16 protein-coding genes and 1 riboswitch are annotated in these 16,376 nt (G+C 41.7%); of the genes, 7 read left to right on the top strand and 9 right to left on the bottom strand.

What is annotated here, in order from left to right; all coding sequences use genetic code 11:
• The first annotated feature begins 159 nt into the window (after nucleotides 1–159).
• On the top strand, nucleotides 160–792 hold the full coding sequence (locus ACR42H_RS06900; RefSeq protein WP_113883562.1) for a LysE family transporter: 633 nt from the start codon (nucleotides 160–162) through the stop codon (nucleotides 790–792).
• 338 nt (nucleotides 793–1,130) lie between these two features.
• On the opposite strand, the gene ACR42H_RS06895 is transcribed toward ACR42H_RS06900, so the two are convergent.
• Both ACR42H_RS06895 and ACR42H_RS06890 read right to left on the bottom strand, forming a co-directional pair.
• Nucleotides 1,131–2,381 carry an ABC transporter permease gene (locus ACR42H_RS06895; RefSeq protein WP_113883450.1) on the bottom strand — a complete coding sequence of 417 codons (1,251 nt, stop codon included), beginning with the start codon at nucleotides 2,379–2,381 and terminating at the stop codon, nucleotides 1,131–1,133.
• A complete protein-coding gene (locus ACR42H_RS06890; protein WP_113883451.1) occupies nucleotides 2,374–3,273 on the bottom strand; it encodes an ABC transporter ATP-binding protein in 900 nt (299 codons plus the stop codon). Before ACR42H_RS06890 ends, ACR42H_RS06895 begins: the two co-directional genes overlap by 8 nt.
• Before the next feature lie 179 nt (nucleotides 3,274–3,452).
• Here ACR42H_RS06890 and ACR42H_RS06885 point away from each other — a divergent pair, with 179 nt between their 5' ends.
• A complete protein-coding gene (locus ACR42H_RS06885) occupies nucleotides 3,453–3,638 on the top strand; it encodes a YhzD family protein (protein WP_113883452.1) in 186 nt (61 codons plus the stop codon).
• A 433-nt stretch (nucleotides 3,639–4,071) separates the two neighbouring features.
• On the opposite strand, the gene ACR42H_RS06880 is transcribed toward ACR42H_RS06885, so the two are convergent.
• The 4 genes from ACR42H_RS06880 to ACR42H_RS06865 all read right to left on the bottom strand — a co-directional run bounded on the left by ACR42H_RS06880 (nucleotide 4,072) and on the right by ACR42H_RS06865 (nucleotide 9,434).
• Nucleotides 4,072–4,863 carry an enoyl-CoA hydratase gene (locus ACR42H_RS06880; RefSeq protein WP_436375232.1) on the bottom strand — a complete coding sequence of 264 codons (792 nt, stop codon included), beginning with the start codon at nucleotides 4,861–4,863 and terminating at the stop codon, nucleotides 4,072–4,074.
• A gap of 159 nt (nucleotides 4,864–5,022) precedes the next feature.
• Nucleotides 5,023–6,651 (bottom strand): long-chain fatty acid--CoA ligase, encoded by a 1,629-nt coding sequence (locus ACR42H_RS06875; protein WP_181782346.1) that lies wholly within the window; start codon nucleotides 6,649–6,651, stop codon nucleotides 5,023–5,025.
• 150 nt (nucleotides 6,652–6,801) lie between these two features.
• Nucleotides 6,802–8,316: a coproporphyrinogen III oxidase gene (locus ACR42H_RS06870; protein WP_436376867.1), complete on the bottom strand. Its 1,515-nt coding sequence runs from the start codon at nucleotides 8,314–8,316 to the stop codon at nucleotides 6,802–6,804.
• Nucleotides 8,317–8,567: 251 nt separating this feature from the next.
• Entirely contained in the window at nucleotides 8,568–9,434 is an 867-nt protein-coding gene (locus tag ACR42H_RS06865) for a Cof-type HAD-IIB family hydrolase (protein ID WP_113883455.1), read from the bottom strand.
• A 231-nt stretch (nucleotides 9,435–9,665) separates the two neighbouring features.
• Nucleotides 9,666–9,767, top strand: a riboswitch (TPP riboswitch).
• A gap of 88 nt (nucleotides 9,768–9,855) precedes the next feature.
• Between ACR42H_RS06865 and ACR42H_RS06860 the strand changes: the two genes are divergently transcribed.
• The 5 genes from ACR42H_RS06860 to ACR42H_RS06840 all read left to right on the top strand — a co-directional run bounded on the left by ACR42H_RS06860 (nucleotide 9,856) and on the right by ACR42H_RS06840 (nucleotide 13,930).
• On the top strand, nucleotides 9,856–10,461 hold the full coding sequence (locus ACR42H_RS06860; RefSeq protein ID WP_113883456.1) for a YkoF family thiamine/hydroxymethylpyrimidine-binding protein: 606 nt from the start codon (nucleotides 9,856–9,858) through the stop codon (nucleotides 10,459–10,461).
• Nucleotide 10,462: 1 nt separating this feature from the next.
• A complete protein-coding gene (locus ACR42H_RS06855; protein ID WP_113883457.1) occupies nucleotides 10,463–11,059 on the top strand; it encodes an ECF transporter S component in 597 nt (198 codons plus the stop codon).
• Nucleotides 11,043–12,743 carry an ABC transporter ATP-binding protein gene (locus ACR42H_RS06850; protein ID WP_113883458.1) on the top strand — a complete coding sequence of 567 codons (1,701 nt, stop codon included), beginning with the start codon at nucleotides 11,043–11,045 and terminating at the stop codon, nucleotides 12,741–12,743. The genes ACR42H_RS06855 and ACR42H_RS06850 overlap by 17 nt, the downstream gene beginning before the upstream one ends.
• Nucleotides 12,730–13,509 carry an energy-coupling factor transporter transmembrane component T family protein gene (locus ACR42H_RS06845; RefSeq protein ID WP_113883459.1) on the top strand — a complete coding sequence of 260 codons (780 nt, stop codon included), beginning with the start codon at nucleotides 12,730–12,732 and terminating at the stop codon, nucleotides 13,507–13,509. The genes ACR42H_RS06850 and ACR42H_RS06845 overlap by 14 nt, the downstream gene beginning before the upstream one ends.
• Before the next feature lie 220 nt (nucleotides 13,510–13,729).
• On the top strand, nucleotides 13,730–13,930 hold the full coding sequence (locus ACR42H_RS06840) for an alpha/beta-type small acid-soluble spore protein (RefSeq protein ID WP_009331452.1): 201 nt from the start codon (nucleotides 13,730–13,732) through the stop codon (nucleotides 13,928–13,930).
• Nucleotides 13,931–14,003: 73 nt separating this feature from the next.
• Here the strand turns inward: ACR42H_RS06840 and ACR42H_RS06835 are convergent, their stop codons facing one another.
• The 3 genes from ACR42H_RS06835 to ACR42H_RS06825 all read right to left on the bottom strand — a co-directional run bounded on the left by ACR42H_RS06835 (nucleotide 14,004) and on the right by ACR42H_RS06825 (nucleotide 16,264).
• Entirely contained in the window at nucleotides 14,004–14,528 is a 525-nt protein-coding gene (locus tag ACR42H_RS06835) for a D-glycero-alpha-D-manno-heptose-1,7-bisphosphate 7-phosphatase (protein ID WP_436375228.1), read from the bottom strand.
• A 131-nt stretch (nucleotides 14,529–14,659) separates the two neighbouring features.
• Nucleotides 14,660–15,010: a YlbF family regulator gene (locus tag ACR42H_RS06830; RefSeq protein ID WP_113883461.1), complete on the bottom strand. Its 351-nt coding sequence runs from the start codon at nucleotides 15,008–15,010 to the stop codon at nucleotides 14,660–14,662.
• 108 nt (nucleotides 15,011–15,118) lie between these two features.
• Nucleotides 15,119–16,264 (bottom strand): DUF445 domain-containing protein, encoded by a 1,146-nt coding sequence (locus ACR42H_RS06825; protein WP_436375226.1) that lies wholly within the window; start codon nucleotides 16,262–16,264, stop codon nucleotides 15,119–15,121.
• Nucleotides 16,265–16,376 lie beyond the last annotated feature (112 nt).

The following is a 16,376-nucleotide window of genomic DNA, read 5'->3' as shown; positions in this document are numbered from 1 at the left end:
CACGTTCCTATTCGAAATTAAATTGCTATATATGCCCATTTGTAAATTTTCCTGAAGTTTGTTTTAGACTGGGAAGCATGTGCATAAAAATGTACAAGGACTCTTTCCTAGAGGACAGGTTTGCAGCTTCAAGGAAAATTTAAAGGGCGGAGTGGTGTATTGGGAATTGGAATTTATTTAAGTTATGTGTTTCTCGGACTATCCCTGGCAGCTCCAATCGGGCCGGTAAATGCTGTCAGGCTTGAAAAGGGATTAAAAAATGGATTTTGGCATGCGTGGATTGTTGGAGTTGGCTCCATGTTTGCTGATGCCTTTTATATGCTGGTTGTATATCTTGGTCTTGTCCATTTTTTGGACACCCCTATCGTACAGATCTTCCTGTGGCTTTTTGGTGGATTTATACTCTTATATACAGGGATTGAGAGCATTATAAATGCCAATAAAATTTCAATAAGCCATGTGCGAAGCCGGGATTCATTGTTTAAATGCTTTTTTTCCGGATTTATTATGTCTATATCAAGTCCTCTTTCCATTCTGTTCTGGCTGGGCATCTATGGATCAGTTCTCGCTAAAACAGCAGCAGCCTATGGAAAAACAGAGCTCTTTTTATACAGTACAATGATTTTTCTGGGTCTCATGCTCTGGGATCTGTTTGTAGCTGGACTGACCACAGGGTTTCGTCAATTCCTAACTTCAAAAGGAATTATCGTTATCTCGATTCTTTCAGGAATATCACTGATTGGATTTGGGCTTTATTTTGCATTTGAAGGATTAAAGGCATTGTTTGCTTAATAACCCCCATATAAAAAAGCTCCGTTTCTAAAAGACGGAGCTTTTTTCAATAGGGCTATTCTTATAGATAGTAATTTTCCTTATAAATTCTGTCCTTTGATTTCCACTGCAGGCACTTGCTTTCCGTGGGGGGTGCGGTGAGCCTCCTCGACGCTCTACGTCTGCGGGGTCTCACCTGACCCGCTGCTCCCACAGGACATTGAATAATCTTCCCTGAATCAGCGGCGCACGAAGAAAATGCATATGCATTTTCGAGGATCAAGCGCCCTCCGCTCCAATCAACTCAGTCGTTAAACTAAACTAACTGTCTTAAAGCAAAAACTTGAACAACAGCCTGTTTATTCGTTTTTTGTAAGCTGTAAGGCTTTTTTGATATCTTTAAAGGAATTCGACTTTCCATACATCAATACTCCGCCCCTGTAGACTCTCGCTCCAAAGACAGCCAGTAATATAATGGCAGCCAGCAGGATCACGATTCCGAGAATTGGCTCCCATACAGGCAGTGACAGCATCCCCACTCTCATGAACATGAGCATTGGAGTGAAGAATGGAATATAAGAGGTGATTGTTACAAAAGATGCTTCCGGCTGGCTTAAGCCAAACATAGCAATCATAAAGCCTGCCACAACCATCATGGTCATTGGAGTAATCATCTGCTGGATATCTTCAATCCTGCTTACCAGCGAACCAAGAAAAGCAGCCAGTGTGGCATAAAGGAAATATCCAAGAATGAAAAAGGTGAGTGCATAAGCGATGGTCGAAGCTGGAATGTTTCCAAAGCCGAAGAATTCAAAAAAGCCGCCTTCCATCGTATCAAGATTTTGTTTGACTGAAAAATAGCCTACTAATAGAATAAGTGCCATCTGTGTCAGGCTAAGCAGCCCAACTCCCAATATTTTTGCGAACATCTGCTTGATTGGAGAAACACTGGATATTAAGATTTCCATGACACGGGAAGACTTTTCTGTTGCTACTTCCATGGCAATCATATTGGCATATAAGATTACAGCAAAATAAATGATGAATAATAGAACGTAAACAAGCCCTCTTGCCTGATTCAGTTCTTCTTCTGTTTTGGCGTTTTCTTCTAGAGCGGTCTTATCAAAAGGTACCGGCTCATATAGCTTGCTTAATTGCTCTGGACTAAGATTAATTTGAGTGGCAGCCATTTGTGTTTTCAGCTGCTGCAGCCCCCCCTGCAATTCGGAAGGGATGGCTGAATCTGCTATGCTTCTGGCTTTATAGGCCGCTTCCGGCAGTTCATCTGTGGTAAAGGATAACAGTAAAAGTCCTTTATAATCTCCATCTTTAACAGCAGTTTCCCCTTCTGCCTCAGACCCTTTATATGCAATTAAAGTTATCTTGTTATTCAGGGCATCCATTTGTTCCTGAAGTGGAGTTAACAGCACACCAGTCTCATCGATCACTGCAACTCTTTCTTCATCATCCTTATTAAAATAATCAATAATACTTGATAAGTTGGCAAGCCCTGCAACAATCACCACAGTAATAAGGGTCGTTGCAATAAATGACTTGGTCTTCAGCTTGCTTAAGTAAGTATGAAGAAGGATCGTCATAAAATTACTCATAGGAAGCACCAGCCTTTTCTATAAAAATATCATTCAGGGACGGCTCTTCCAGTACAAACTTACGGACAAAACCCTTCTCTGCAACCACCCTGAAAATGTCTTCAGCTGCTTCTTCTCCGGAAATCTGCAGCTGAATTCCCTCAGCTGTCTGTCTGGCTTTCACCACTCCCCTGCTATCAGCCAAAAAGCTTAAATCATAGTCTGCATGGATAACAAGATTCTTCCTGCCAAAGGAACGTTTAATTTCTTTTAGAGACCCGTGCACAACAGGCCGTCCTTTTTGCATGATGCATAAATGCTCACAAAGTTCTTCTACATGTTCCATCCTATGGGAGGAAAAAACAATCGTTGTTCCGCTATCCTTCAAATCCTGCACAGCATCCTTCAGCTGTTCTACATTAACCGGATCCAGCCCGCTGAATGGTTCATCCAATATTAATAGCTTAGGCTTATGTATAACTGCAGTAATAAACTGGATTTTTTGCTGGTTTCCTTTTGATAGCTCTTCAATTTTTTTATTGGCATATTCGGGAACCTTAAAGCGCTCAAGCCAATATGTTAATTCCTTTAAACAGTCCTGCTTTGCCATCCCCCTCAGCTTAGCTAAATAGACTACCTGATCCTTAACCTTCAGCTTTGGATATAAGCCTCTTTCTTCGGGAAGATAGCCTATCAGAGGACTAGTTGAATAATCGATTGGATTTCCATTCCATGTAATCTTTCCCCCGCTGGGATCCAATAGCCCCAGTATCATTCGGAAGGTAGTCGTTTTACCGGCGCCATTCGCCCCCAGAAACCCAAACATCTCACTTTCTGGAATAGATAGAGATAAATCATCAACTGCAGTAAACTTACCAAAACGCTTTGTTACATGTTCAAGCTCTAAAGCCATATCGAACTCCTCCTTTGCCTAATTGGTAATACGGCCATAACATAAAAAAGGTTCACTATTTTTTAAAATTTAGCATTTTAATTTACGGCATTTCTTTTAAAAAATATTTTGCACATTTATAAAAATTATGCAAGAATAATAGTAACTATCTGAATTTTATAATAAAGGAGTATCTTATTATGAAAACATACAAGCTAACTGCATTTGAACAGGACGGAGAAAAGATATTGGATGAATCATTCCAGGCAGCTACAGATGACGAAGCTAAGAGTGTGGGAGAAAACCTTCTTAAGGAAAAAGGTTTGGATGAAAAAACGCACCGCTGCACCTCTCCGGCCGGAAAGCTGATTTTGTTTCATAGATAGTAAGAAAAGCGGAGGCGCCTTGCCACTGAGGAACGCAGACTAAATGGCAACGTCTGCATGACCCCCATCCTGGGGGCCTCAAGCTCAAGGCGAGCCTACCTGAAAGGCGTTCTTTGCCTTTTTGGGTGGATTGTCCGAAATGTATGAGGCGACTGCTCAGGGATGCCATGCTTAAGACGGTTCCTGTAAGAAGGTGTTTTCTTTCTAAAAGAAAACGGCTTATGACCCCGAGTCCCTAGGAACCGCAACAAGATAAGCTTTTGACCTCGAAGGGGAGGCGCTCCTCCTAAAAGCTAATGCTCTTAGTCGTGCGATGAAGATGCTATCGAAGCGTTCCATGTGGAGCTGGACAGTTATCTGAGTTCAGCGATGTACATTCTGATTATATAAAAAAGCAAAGGGCTCAGCTCTTTGCTTTTTCTTCGTTCCATCCTTATTTGCCCTTAAACACAGGCGTTCTTTTTTCAATGAAGGCCTGGATTCCTTCTTTGTGATCTTCTGTTTGCCTCATTTTATGCTGGCCGAGCTTTTCAAGCTCAAGTACTTTCAGCAGGAGCGGCCGGTTTTTATCTGCAAGAATTTTTTTTGTCTTAATCATTGCTTCAGTTGGGCTGTTAAGCCATTTGCTCAATTTTGCATCAACTGCTGTACTTAAATCAGCTCCTGCTATTTCGTGAATCAGCCCCATTTGTAAAGCATCATTTGCAGTCAGCACTTTTCCTTCCCAGATTAAATGCTTGGCTTTATCCTCGCCAATTCGCTGCTGCAGGAAGAAGTGAGACCCTCCATCAGGAATTAATCCAATTCCAATAAAATTCATGGCAAGCTTGCTGTTCTTGTCTGCCAAAATATAATCAGTGGCCAATGCCAGACTTAATCCCAAACCAGCTGCTGCGCCTGTAACAGCACTGATTGTCAGCTTCGGCATGCTATAAAGAGTCACAACGAGCTCGTTGATGCAGTCCATCACAACCGGGAAGTCGCTTTCATTTGTTTCCAAAAGCATTGTTTTAATATCCCCGCCTGAGGAAAATGCGCGGCCCTTTCCTTTTAATACAACTATATCCACCTCATCCATTTGGCTGATATCCTTCATAGCAGTCAGGAGCCCCTTAATCATCTCCACATTCAATGCATTCAGTGATTCCGGCCTGTTCATCTCAACTGTGGCCACTCGCCCATCAAGCTGTACGCTGACAGTATCTGTTACAAAGTCTGTTGTCAAAATCCTTTCCCTCCTTTTTGTGCTTCTTTTATTATAAAGAGTATTATTATATTTAAAAAGTGTTTTGTCTAAAGATTTTTAATTTTGTCACTTATTAAAGATTTGTGCTGTATTCCAAAACCTGCACTAAAAAAACAGCATCCGCAGAAGGATGCTGCATTATACCTGCTTTGCATTACCTGTATATTCTTTTTGGACCTGATCTCTTAATGCCATTTTGAGGAATTTTCCTACAGAGGTTTTTGGTATTTCTTCAAAGAAAAGAATTTCATCCGGAAGCCACCATTTTGCAAATTGCGGCTTCAGAAATTCATAAAGTTCTTCTTTTGTTGTCTGCCCTTTAAATGGCTCTTTCAGAACAACGCATGCCACTGGCCGTTCCTGCCATTGCTCATGCGGGACAGCAACAACCGCTGCCTCAAATACCGATTCATGAGCCATCAGGGCATTTTCGATATCAACAGAAGAAATCCATTCTCCTCCGCTCTTAATCAAATCTTTTGTCCGATCAACAATCTTCATAAACCCTTCTTCATCAATGGTTACGACATCACCCGTGTAGAGCCAGCCATCACGGAACGCCTCATTGGTCCGCTCGTCCTTGTAATATTCGGAAGCAATCCATGGTCCTCTTATGGCGAGTTCCCCCATTTCCTTTCCGTCCCATGCTGCTTCGCCATCCTTGCCGGCAATCTTCATTTCCAATCCTGGGACAAGTATGCCCTGCTTGGCTTTTATGTCCAGCTTCTCATCGGCTGACAACTCTTCCTGATAGCTTTTTAAAGTCGAAATAACAACAAGAGGGCTTGTTTCGGTCATTCCGTAAGCATGCATGAATGGAATATTGTGTTTTTGCTCGAAAGCTTTAATCATGCCTTTTGGTGCAGCCGATCCTCCGCACAGAACCGATCGGAGTGAACTCATGTCATATTGATTTTCATCAAGTTCTTTTAATAGTCCGAGCCAGATTGTCGGCACTCCGGCTGTTATGGTGACTTTTTCTGATTGGATAAGCTCAGCCAGGAGTTTAGGTGTAAAATACGGTCCCGGCAGCACAAGAGCCGTTCCAAACCAGACAGCAGCAAAAGGGAGTCCCCATGCATTTACATGAAACATCGGCACTACCGGAAGTGCGATATCTTTCTCGCTTACCGCTGCACTATCTGCCATACCCAGTGCCATACTGTGAAGGACGATGCCCCTGTGGGAATAGACGACACCTTTAGGGTTGCCTGTCGTTGCAGAGGTATAGCACATTCCAGCTGCTGAATTTTCATCCAGATCATCAGGATATTCATATGCACCGCTTGCTTCATTGATAAGCGTTTCATAGTGATAAACCGGCGAAAGAGAAGTCTCCGGCAATTCATCTTCATCCGTCATAATAATGAACGCCTTGACCGTCTTCAGTTCATCCTTAACCTTCTCAATTAGGGGTACAATGTCAGGATCGATCAGAAGCACTTTATCTTCAGCATGGTTAATTATATAAGTAATATGCTGGGGTGACAGACGAATGTTAATCGTATGGAGCACAGCTCCGCTGCATGGAATGGCAAAATAAGCCTCCAGGTGGCGATGATGGTTCCACGCAAGGGTCCCGACCTTGTCCCCTCTTTTCACTCCTATGTTTTGCAGGCTTTCTGCCAGCTTCCTTGTCCGTTCTGCAACCTCCTTATATGTAAATCTCTGAATTCCGCCTGCTGTTCTTGAAACGATTGTCTTCCTTGGAAAATATTTTTCTGCACGCTTTATCATTTGCGTCATAGTCAAAGGTGTCTGCATCATCATTATAATTCCCCCTTTTTAGAAAGCGCTCACATTTAGGTTCATAGACTTCTATGATCTTTATTACCTATTTCATTCTCTTTATTTTCAGGAATTCCTTTAATATATTTCTAAATTTTCTAAAAATATATTTTTTTAAAAAATCCCCGCCTATTCGGCCAGGGATTCGTGTTTATTAAAAAGTTCTTTTAATATTTTCAATTTCTCATTTGCATAATGCTCAAAACTGTCATTATACGATTTAGGATCCTTCGGGTTTGCAAAATGAGTGATTTTCCCTGTCTGAGGATCAATGAACTTACTGGAGGCCCCGCATCCAAGCCCGATGATTGTCTGCTGTTCTTCCATAATCATGATGTTATAGATGCTTTCCTGATTCGGAAGGGCATAGCCGACATTTTCAAGATTGCCGAGAATATTTTTCTGACGGTAAAGATAATAAGGATGGTAATTATGCTCTATTGTCCAATCCTCAGCCATGTCCATCATTTTTTCAATTTCTTCCCGCTCGGCAACTTTATATTTTTTCTTGTTCTTCGTCATTTCCGAAGCTCGTTTAAAGGATAAAGTATGAACTGTCAGGGATTCCGGCATTAGTTTCTCAGTTTCATCCAAAGTATGCGAAAATTCCTGCACACCTTCTCCTGGGAGCCCAATGATCAGATCCATATTGATGTTATTCATTCCCATATTGCGAGCCAGATGGAACTTATCCACGGTTTCTTCCACTGTATGGTGGCGGCCAATGGCTTTCAGTGTCTCCTGAATATAGGACTGGGGATTGATGCTGATGCGGTCAATATTCCATTTTTTCAGCACTTCAAGCTTTTCAGGTGTGATTGTATCCGGACGGCCGGCTTCCACAGTGACCTCCCGTATGTTTTCTACATCTGGAAAAGAGTCATACATTTCCTCATAAAGCATATCCATCTCCTCCGCCGTAATGCTTGTCGGAGTCCCTCCACCATAATAGACAGTAGTAATTTTCACATCATTTTCTTTCAGCCACTCGCCAATTTTGCGCATTTCAAAATGCAGACCGCCAAGGAATGAGTTTACTGAACCCTGCCTGCCATTAATCGCATATGCAGGAAAAGTGCAGTACGCACATTTTGTCGGGCAGAATGGGATACCAATATATATGCTGACTTCATTTTTTAAGTCATAAAGATCCGGTACGACAGCAAGCTGCCTGTCTACGATATTCTGCATAAGCTGGATTTTTTCATCTGTAATCAAATACTCTTCCTTCAGCTGCTGATGGACTTCATGGAGAGGTGTCTGCTGCTGTATGGCACGGTGAAGCAATTTTGTGGGACGTACCCCAGTCAGAATTCCCCACTTCTGGGTAATGCCTGTCCATTCCTGCAACACAGTCAGATATACATGGGATACTGCATTTTTTATTTGTTTGAAATTCTCTTTTTCTGACTCAGCCGGTATGAATTCCTTCTCAAAATTTGCTGAAAGATTCTTGCCATCTTTATCAGAAAGCCTTGCCATGGCTTTAATGTGCTTTCCATGTTCAAGCTGAAAATTAATTGTCAGATTGGCTGCGGCATTCTCACCCAGCATCACTGCACATTCTTCAAAAAAGAGGTTCCCGATCAGCCGGAGCGGCCGGTGGAACCGATCATCCTGTATACCTAAAATTGAAATCTTCAAATTGATCACCTTTTTTAGAAAATATATTAATCTGTCGATGTCTTTTTTTCTTGGGGCAGCTGCAAAGTGTCTATTTTTCATGTTGACAAACTTCTTTTAGTGTACAGAAATGGGGAAACAAGGTCAATATAAGGGAAAGGATTCCTGTTGGATTACTTATATATATTCATTCTGCTTCTTTTCTCTTTTTCCAGTATCGTAAAGCAAAAAAAAAGAGCCGATTAGACTAATCGAACTCTCTTTCATTGATGTTATTTTAATAGATTCATTTTCTTCAGGAAATCAATTGGATGCTGTTTGCGGAAATGTTCTTTAACCATGTAGCTTACGCCGTTCTGGTCATTGGATCGAGTCAGCCAGTCTGCTGCTTTTTTGACTTCGGCAGGGGCATTGCCCATAGCCACACCAAGGCCGGCAGCTTCAATCATTTCCAGATCATCCTCCGAGTCACCTATAACGACCATTTGGTTTCGTGAAATTCCGAGATGTTCACATAAATAGAGCAAACCATTCAGCTTTGAAACTCCGGCAGGAACAATGTCCATCCGAAGATCACTTAACTTAATGACTTCTACATTTTCAAACATGCCCCTAATGGCTGCCTGAGCATCCTCAAGGTCGCCTTTATCTTCAAAATACACTTCAATTTTTGGCGGTGTGACCGGCTCATCTAAAATGGTGTCACTTAATGAATCCACAAATTGCTGCGAGTAAAAAATGGGATCGCCGGTTGTAAAAACAGTTTTAGCAAGCATATTGGTATTTAGCTTGGTTTTGTTGGCAAGGGAATACTTTTCGTGCACCAGCCTGATTTGACAGGTAAAGCCTTCAAGCAGACGCACGATTTCAAACGTTTCATCTTCCTGTATCCTTTTTACAAATATAGGCTTTTCCTGAGTAGCAGCAATATAAGCCCCCCTGTGTGTGACCAGCAAGGAATTGATTTTCAATGCTTTGGCCGCTTTTTTCGCGGATGGAAAGCTTCTGGATGTGACAAGTGTTACATAAATTCCTTTTTGCTGCACATATTCAATCGCATCTTTTGTTGATTTATGAAGTCTTCCATTTGATTGGAGTAGTGTTCCGTCAATATTTAAAGCAAGCATTCTATATATCATCCATTTTGCCCCCTATTCTCGGTGTGAAATTGTCCTATTACACTTTTATGAAGGGAAGGATTGGATTAGAACATGACATGGACAATGCAGAATTTTTTTTCACAGCTGACCTGTGCCAGTGAAGGCGTTTATCTGTTTTCATAGATCATTTGATTTAAAGAATTATAAATTAGTCATTTACAATTTGTATACTCCGTATTAAGATGGAGTCAATAAAAAACTGCATATCTTATTTTGCACTAGGGGAGCTTTTTGGCTGAGAAGAACAATCCGTTCTGACTCTTATCACCCGATCTGGATAATACCAGCGTGGGGAAGTGCAGGTGAACGGCTATCATTTCTAGTGTATTGATATCATTCAACTGCATTTCCTTATGGGAATGCAGTTTTTTAATTTTATATAATCCAGGAGGATGGCAAAATGCAGGAAAATTACTTATGCGGAACAAGCGAGATTACAGGGTGCAGGTTTTCGATTTATCCAATGACTGACAGGTTTGTGGATGTTATTTTATCTGCTCTAAAGGAAGTGGATACAAGCAAAGTATGGATGGAAACAGATGATGTGAGCACTTGTGTGCGCGGCAGGTCCATTCATGTTTTTGATGTAGTCAAAGCTATTTATCTTGAGACTGTTAGGCATGGTGACCATGTAGTGTTTAACGGCACATTTTCAAATGGATGCCCCGGGGATACTGCCGGAGATGCTTATCTTGCTGAAAATGAAGATAGGGCGAATGAAAAAAAATCTGCAGGAATCAGCCAGGAGGTCGCTGTACAGTTCGCGCTTTATCCGATGGGGATTCCTTCATACATGGACGTCATTATGAACCAAGTCGAGCTCGCTAAGGCTCAGGGAACGTTTACTGAAGGTGTGCATTATGCTTCAAGATTAGATGGAGATGCACACGATGTTTTTAAAACGCTGGAAGATGCTTTCGAAAGCAGTAAGAAAAGCGATTCCACTCATATTGTCATGACGGTGAATATGTCTGCGAACAGTCCTTCCAAGAAGGGGGCTGTGTAATATGCTAGAAAAATGGAAGCTTCGTGAGGTCATTGTCCTGTCTGTACTCGCTGTTGTGTTTGCAGTTGTATACCTGGTGTTCATGCAATTTGGCAACGTGTTATATGGGATGTTTGGCTTAATTGGCTATGATCTGATTTTTGGCATTTGGTTTATTGTTTCAATCATCTCAGCGTATATAATCAGAAAACCCGGAGCAGCCTTTTTATCGGAAACCATCGCAGCAGCCATTGAAGTCATGATTGGCAATGCAGTAGGCCCTCGCCTGATTCTTTCAGGCATGATTCAGGGGATTGGAGCAGAAGCTGTTTTTGCGGCAGCAAAATGGAACAACTACCGGACATGGGTTTTAATTGCTGCCGGCATGGGCTCTTCTGTTACAAGCTTTATTTGGGGCTATTTCATTTCCGGCTATGCAGCCCTATCACCCGATTATGTTACTGCGATGTTTTTTGTGAGACTAATTAGCGGTGCTTTGCTTGCTGGATTGCTAGGGAAATGGCTGAGTGAGAGTCTTGCTAAAACGGGGGCATTAAACAGCTTTCCTATCGGAAAAGAGCTGAGAAGGGAAAAATCCCAAAATGGCATTACATCATAACCAGCCTTTATTAATAACTGAACAGCTTTCCTTCCGGCATGAAGAAGTGAAGAATCCTGTTTTTAAGAATGTGAATTTCAGCCTTTACCCAGGGGAAGCTGTTCTATTATTAGGCCCCAGCGGCTGCGGAAAAAGCACGCTTGCTTTCTGCTTAAATAAATTATATCCGGAAGCCGTTGATGGCGAACTGAATGGCACCATTTCTTTCAAAGGAAAGATTCTGGATGAATTCCGGCCAGGTGAAATTAATCAACACATCGGCATTGTGTTTCAGGATCCGGAAAGCCAGTTTTGCATGCCAACAGTTGAAGAAGAGCTGGCATTTGGCCTTGAGAATATGAAAACACCTCCTGAAGAAATTGAGAGCAAGATAGATGAAGCACTGGAACTTGTTCATCTTCTGTCATTTAAGCATGCCTTAATACATACCCTTTCGGGGGGACAAAAGCAAAAACTTGCACTTGCATGTGTATTGTCATTAAATCCGGATATCCTGATTTTGGATGAGCCGACAGCAAATCTTGACCCGGCTTCAAGCTATGAACTTACCCGCATCATCAAAGAGCTTAAAGAGGAGCAATCCTTTTCCCTTCTAATAATTGAGCACAAGCTGGATGATTGGATTGATTTGACCGACCGCTGCGTGGTGCTAAACCGGGATGGAGAAACTTTATTTAATGGAAGCACTGCAGACTGCTTTAATAAATATGCAGAAGAACTTACGCTTGAGGGTATCTGGCTGCCAAGCGCAGTAAGAGCAGGCCTATTAGGAAAAAAAGCAGGGATTTACAAAGGGGAAAATCTTCCGTTAACTGATCGGGAATTAATTGATGGATTTGTAAATCCCTATACTGCACTTCAGATTTTAGATAACAGGAAGACAATACATCAAGTCTCTGAAGAGCCGGTCATCCTATCGGCAGAGAATCTTTCTTTTCATAAGGATGGGAAGGATTTGCTTAAAAATATTAGTTTTTCAGTTAATAAGGGTGAATTTGTGGCAATAGCCGGTTCAAATGGATCTGGAAAAACAACGCTTTCCAGACTGCTGACAGGATTATATGCTCCATCCAAAGGCAACATCCTTTTTTATGATCGCTCCCTTTCCCAATGGAAGGAGCAGGAGTTAAGACTAAAATTAGGATACGTTTTTCAGAATCCCGAACACCAATTTATTGCAGATTCTGTTTATGAGGAAATCGCCTTCAGTCTGAGAATACAGCGAATGACAGATGCCGAAATACAAAAAATGGTTGAAGATGTTCTGCATCAAGTGAACTTGCTCCAGCACGCTGACATGCATCCTTTTTCCTTAAGTCAGGGACAAAAGCGGCGGCTAAGTGTTGCATCGATGCTGGTGAATGAACAGGATATGCTGCTCCTTGATGAACCAACATTTGGACAGGATGCCAGGACCTCGGCGGAGCTTATGGCGCTTTTGGAAACAAAGATCCATAGCGGAGGCTCCGTGGTAATGATCACTCATGACATGGAAATCCTGCATTCCTATGCCGATAAAGTGATTGTCCTTTCAGAAGGAGAGAAGATTTACGAGGGATTGCCTGATTCATTATGGAAGGAACATGAGATTATGAAAATGGCTTCTCTAAAGGTTCCTTACACAGAAAAACTCAGGAACAAACTTGATGCCATGGATGGGAGGAACAAGTTTGCTCTTACATGAATTTAACCCAAGCATAAAAGCTCTGACTGTGATTGTCTGTGTATTGATTTTGTCCCTTTTCTTTGACCCGGTTACTCCTTTTCTGACCTTAGTGGTGACTGCAGGGGCCACCTTTATTTTTGGTAAGGTTTCATTCAAAAGATGGATTTTACTTTTCTCGCCGTTTATCTTCATGGCTATAATATATATTTGGTCAGCTCTGATTTTTTCAAAGACTATTGAAGGAGAGACCATCCTATGGACATGGGGAATCTTCACATTGACTGAGGAGGGCTTTCAGCGTGCCCTATCTCTTGGCATGAGGGTTTTAAGTTTTACCTCGCTGTCCCTTCTGTTCATTTTAACCACAAAGCCGACAGAATTCCTGCTCAGTCTTATGCAGCAATGCCGGCTCTCTCCAAAGCTTGCATATGGAATCATGGCAGGCTATCGGTTTCTGCCATTAATGAAAGATGAATTTGAGATTATCAGAAGCGCCCACCGGATCAGGGGAATCCCCAAAGCCCGGACACTTTCTGAAAAAATCGCAGAACTTAAGAGGTATTCAGTTCCTCTCCTTGCCGGAGCGATCCGTAAAGCAGAGAGGACAGCAATGGCAATGGAATCAAAAGGGTTCACCGGAGATAGAAACCGGGATTTCTATCAAAAAATCTCTGTTTCCTGGAAGGATTGGGCATATTTCGCCTTTTTTATAGGAGCAGTGCTGGCAAGTGCCTATATTTCATGGCTATTCGGTTTTCTGCAGCTTTACAATGGCGAACTTTAGAAATTCATGTGCGGATGGAGGAAATTTATGTGCGGATAAGGTTTTTTCTGTGCGCTAATGCCCAAATTATATGCGCATAGCTGATTTCAAGTTAAATACACATTAGAGTCAGTCGAAAATTACCTTAATTTACCATATACACCTATGAATAAATCTTATTTTCTCTCCTAAAGCTATGAGTGTAACAATCAAGAAAACTACACCAAAGGAGATGATTTACATGGCAAGAAACAGCAATTCTAATCAGCTTTTAGTATCAGGAGTCAGCCAGGCAATTGATCAAATGAAGTATGAAATCGCAACAGAATTCGGTGTGAACCTTGGTCCGGAAACATCTTCAAGAGCAAATGGATCAGTAGGCGGAGAAATCACAAAGCGCCTGGTGCAAATGGCTGAGCAGCAGCTTGGCGGAGCACGCTAGTCCTTCCACGCAATCATAGTAAAATAAAATGCCGCTTCCAGACAATCCTGGAAGCGGTTTTTTTACTACTCCTCTATTTAAGCATTTGCAAAATATCTTCCACTGCCTCAAAAAGTGAAGAGGCCTGGATATCTGCACTAGTTGGATCAGAGCCGATGAAAACAGTTTTACAGCCAGCCTTCTTGCCTGCCTCAATGTCCCGCTCGTGATCACCTACCATAATGCTCTTAGCCAGATCAAGATGGTGCCTTTCCGCCAATTCCACCAGCATGCCTACATTTGGCTTGCGGCATTCGCACCCTGCTTTCGGTTTATGAGGGCAATAGGCCACCTCTTTAATATGACCGCCTTTTTCTGCAACAAGCTCCTGCAGCCTTTCATGGATTCTCCTTAGCTCTCTTTCTTTCAAAAAACCGAGTCCCACGCCGCCCTGATTGGTCACAACAAAAATTTCATATCCAGCTTGGGTCAGCTCTGCCACAGCTTCTGCTGCTCCTTCAAGTAAATATAACTGCTCAGGCTTGTTAACGAATTTCACCCTATCTGATAAAACCTCGTTCAAAACGCCGTCCCGGTCCAGAAAAATAGCTTTTTTCAATTTACTGCCCCTTCCTTTAAATCAATATCTATCATAAAGGTACCCAAACCTCGTTCAGTTTAATATAGGAAGATGCTTATTCTTATAAAAAAAACCCCCGAAATCAATTCCGGGAGTATTCCAATACTGATTTATTCAACTGCACCATAAAGCTCTTCAAGAGGCTTCATGATGATTTTGTTCATTTCTGCAATCATCATGCTCATGCGCTGTTCTGCTTCCATAAGCTTTGAGATTTGGGCGTGCTGCTGTACAAGTGCGACTGTCTTTTGTGCCTGCTCTACTTCTTCCTGTGTAATATCCTGGCCCATCATTTGTTTTTGCTGAAGTTCCATCTGGATTTTGCGGAAGTTATCAAACATTGCTTTGGCAGACGGATCTGCATTTACATCATCGTATGCTTGTTTTAGAGCCTTATATTCATCGCTTTCCCGCACCGCTTTTTCTAATTCATAGGCTGAATCATATAAATTTACTGCCATAAAAAAACACTCCTTCCAATTCTCGTTCAGTAAGGAAAATTCATCTTCCCCATTTTGAACATCCACTACACTATAACAAACTATGACAGTAAACGCGAGGCGATGCCCTTAATTAATCAATATGGCTATGAATCCTTGAATGAGCCCGATAATCCCCCCAAGGAGGACCCCTAAATTAGTAATCATTTTTAACTCGCTTTTTATTATGGAAAAGACCATTTCTTCCAGTCGTTCCACCGAAAAATTGCTGACCTGTTCACGGACAATTTCGGCGAGACGAAGTCTTTCCATGAACATTTCAGTTTTTTCTGAAAGCCAATCAGAAAGCATTTGAACACTTTTAGGAGCCACTTCATCTATTAATACTGTCCTATAAGGGGCCATAAAAGATGAAATAGGCGTTTTAAATAAATTCTCCAGATTAATGACCTTATGGGCAATATTCTTTAATACTGAAAGAATCTGTTCTTTTTCAAGCTGCTCTTCAATAACTGCAGTGTCCATTTCAAGAACTTTATCCCACTCTCTTTGTAAAAGAGCAGTAATCAGATCGGATGTTCCCTCATTACTTAAAAACTTTATGATTTCCGGCTGAATTTTATCTGCAATATTGATGTTCCCCATGAACATCTGCAGCATGTTGCTCAGCATGCCGCTGCGTTCACGGACAAAATCATCTGCCATTCTTTGTATTCTTAATTTCCCTTCAATGCTGGAAAAATAATCAATCCCTTTTTGAAGGATCGTTGAACTGATTGCCGGGATTTTTTCATCCATTTTATCTAAAAGAGCCTGAGGAATAACATCTTTAAGGGGCCGGCTCCGATATTCACTAATGATTTTTTCATATTTCTGCTCAATTAATAAGTTAATGCGGTTTTCTGCTTTCGCTTGCCCATCCGCGATTCCAAACGCTTCAAGTATGTCCTCTGCTGATTTTTCCGACAGCAGGATAGTCTCAAGCTCTTTTTGAACCAGCCCAGTCATATCACTCCGAAATTGAGCATTGATGAACTTTTTCTTGATGCTTTCTGGTGTCAAAAGATGATTAACAACAAGCTTGCCCATCTGATCAGCCATTTCATCCCTTCGTTTAGGAATCAGACCCGGGGTAAATGGAACCTTCCATTTACCTATGTAAACGGCTTTATAAGGTTTAAAGAGCATTTTAATAGCCAGGTAATTAGTAAACCCGCCAATGAGAGCCCCAATTAACATCATTAAAATTATTGTCATTGCAATTTCCATACTCATCTCTACCTTCCTTAAGTTACAAGCGCCTCTCTAGACGCACCATTTTATTGCCCAGAACATACGATATGGCATCAGCTTTTGCCTATTTTTTCATTATACAGTGAAAACTTCA

Source organism: Cytobacillus sp. BC1816 (assembly GCF_051353635.1).
Taxonomy (GTDB): Bacteria; Bacillota; Bacilli; order Bacillales; family Cytobacillaceae; genus Cytobacillus; species Cytobacillus oceanisediminis_C.
Note: the sequence above shows the minus strand (reverse complement) of the source record. Positions and strands in the feature narration are given on the sequence as shown.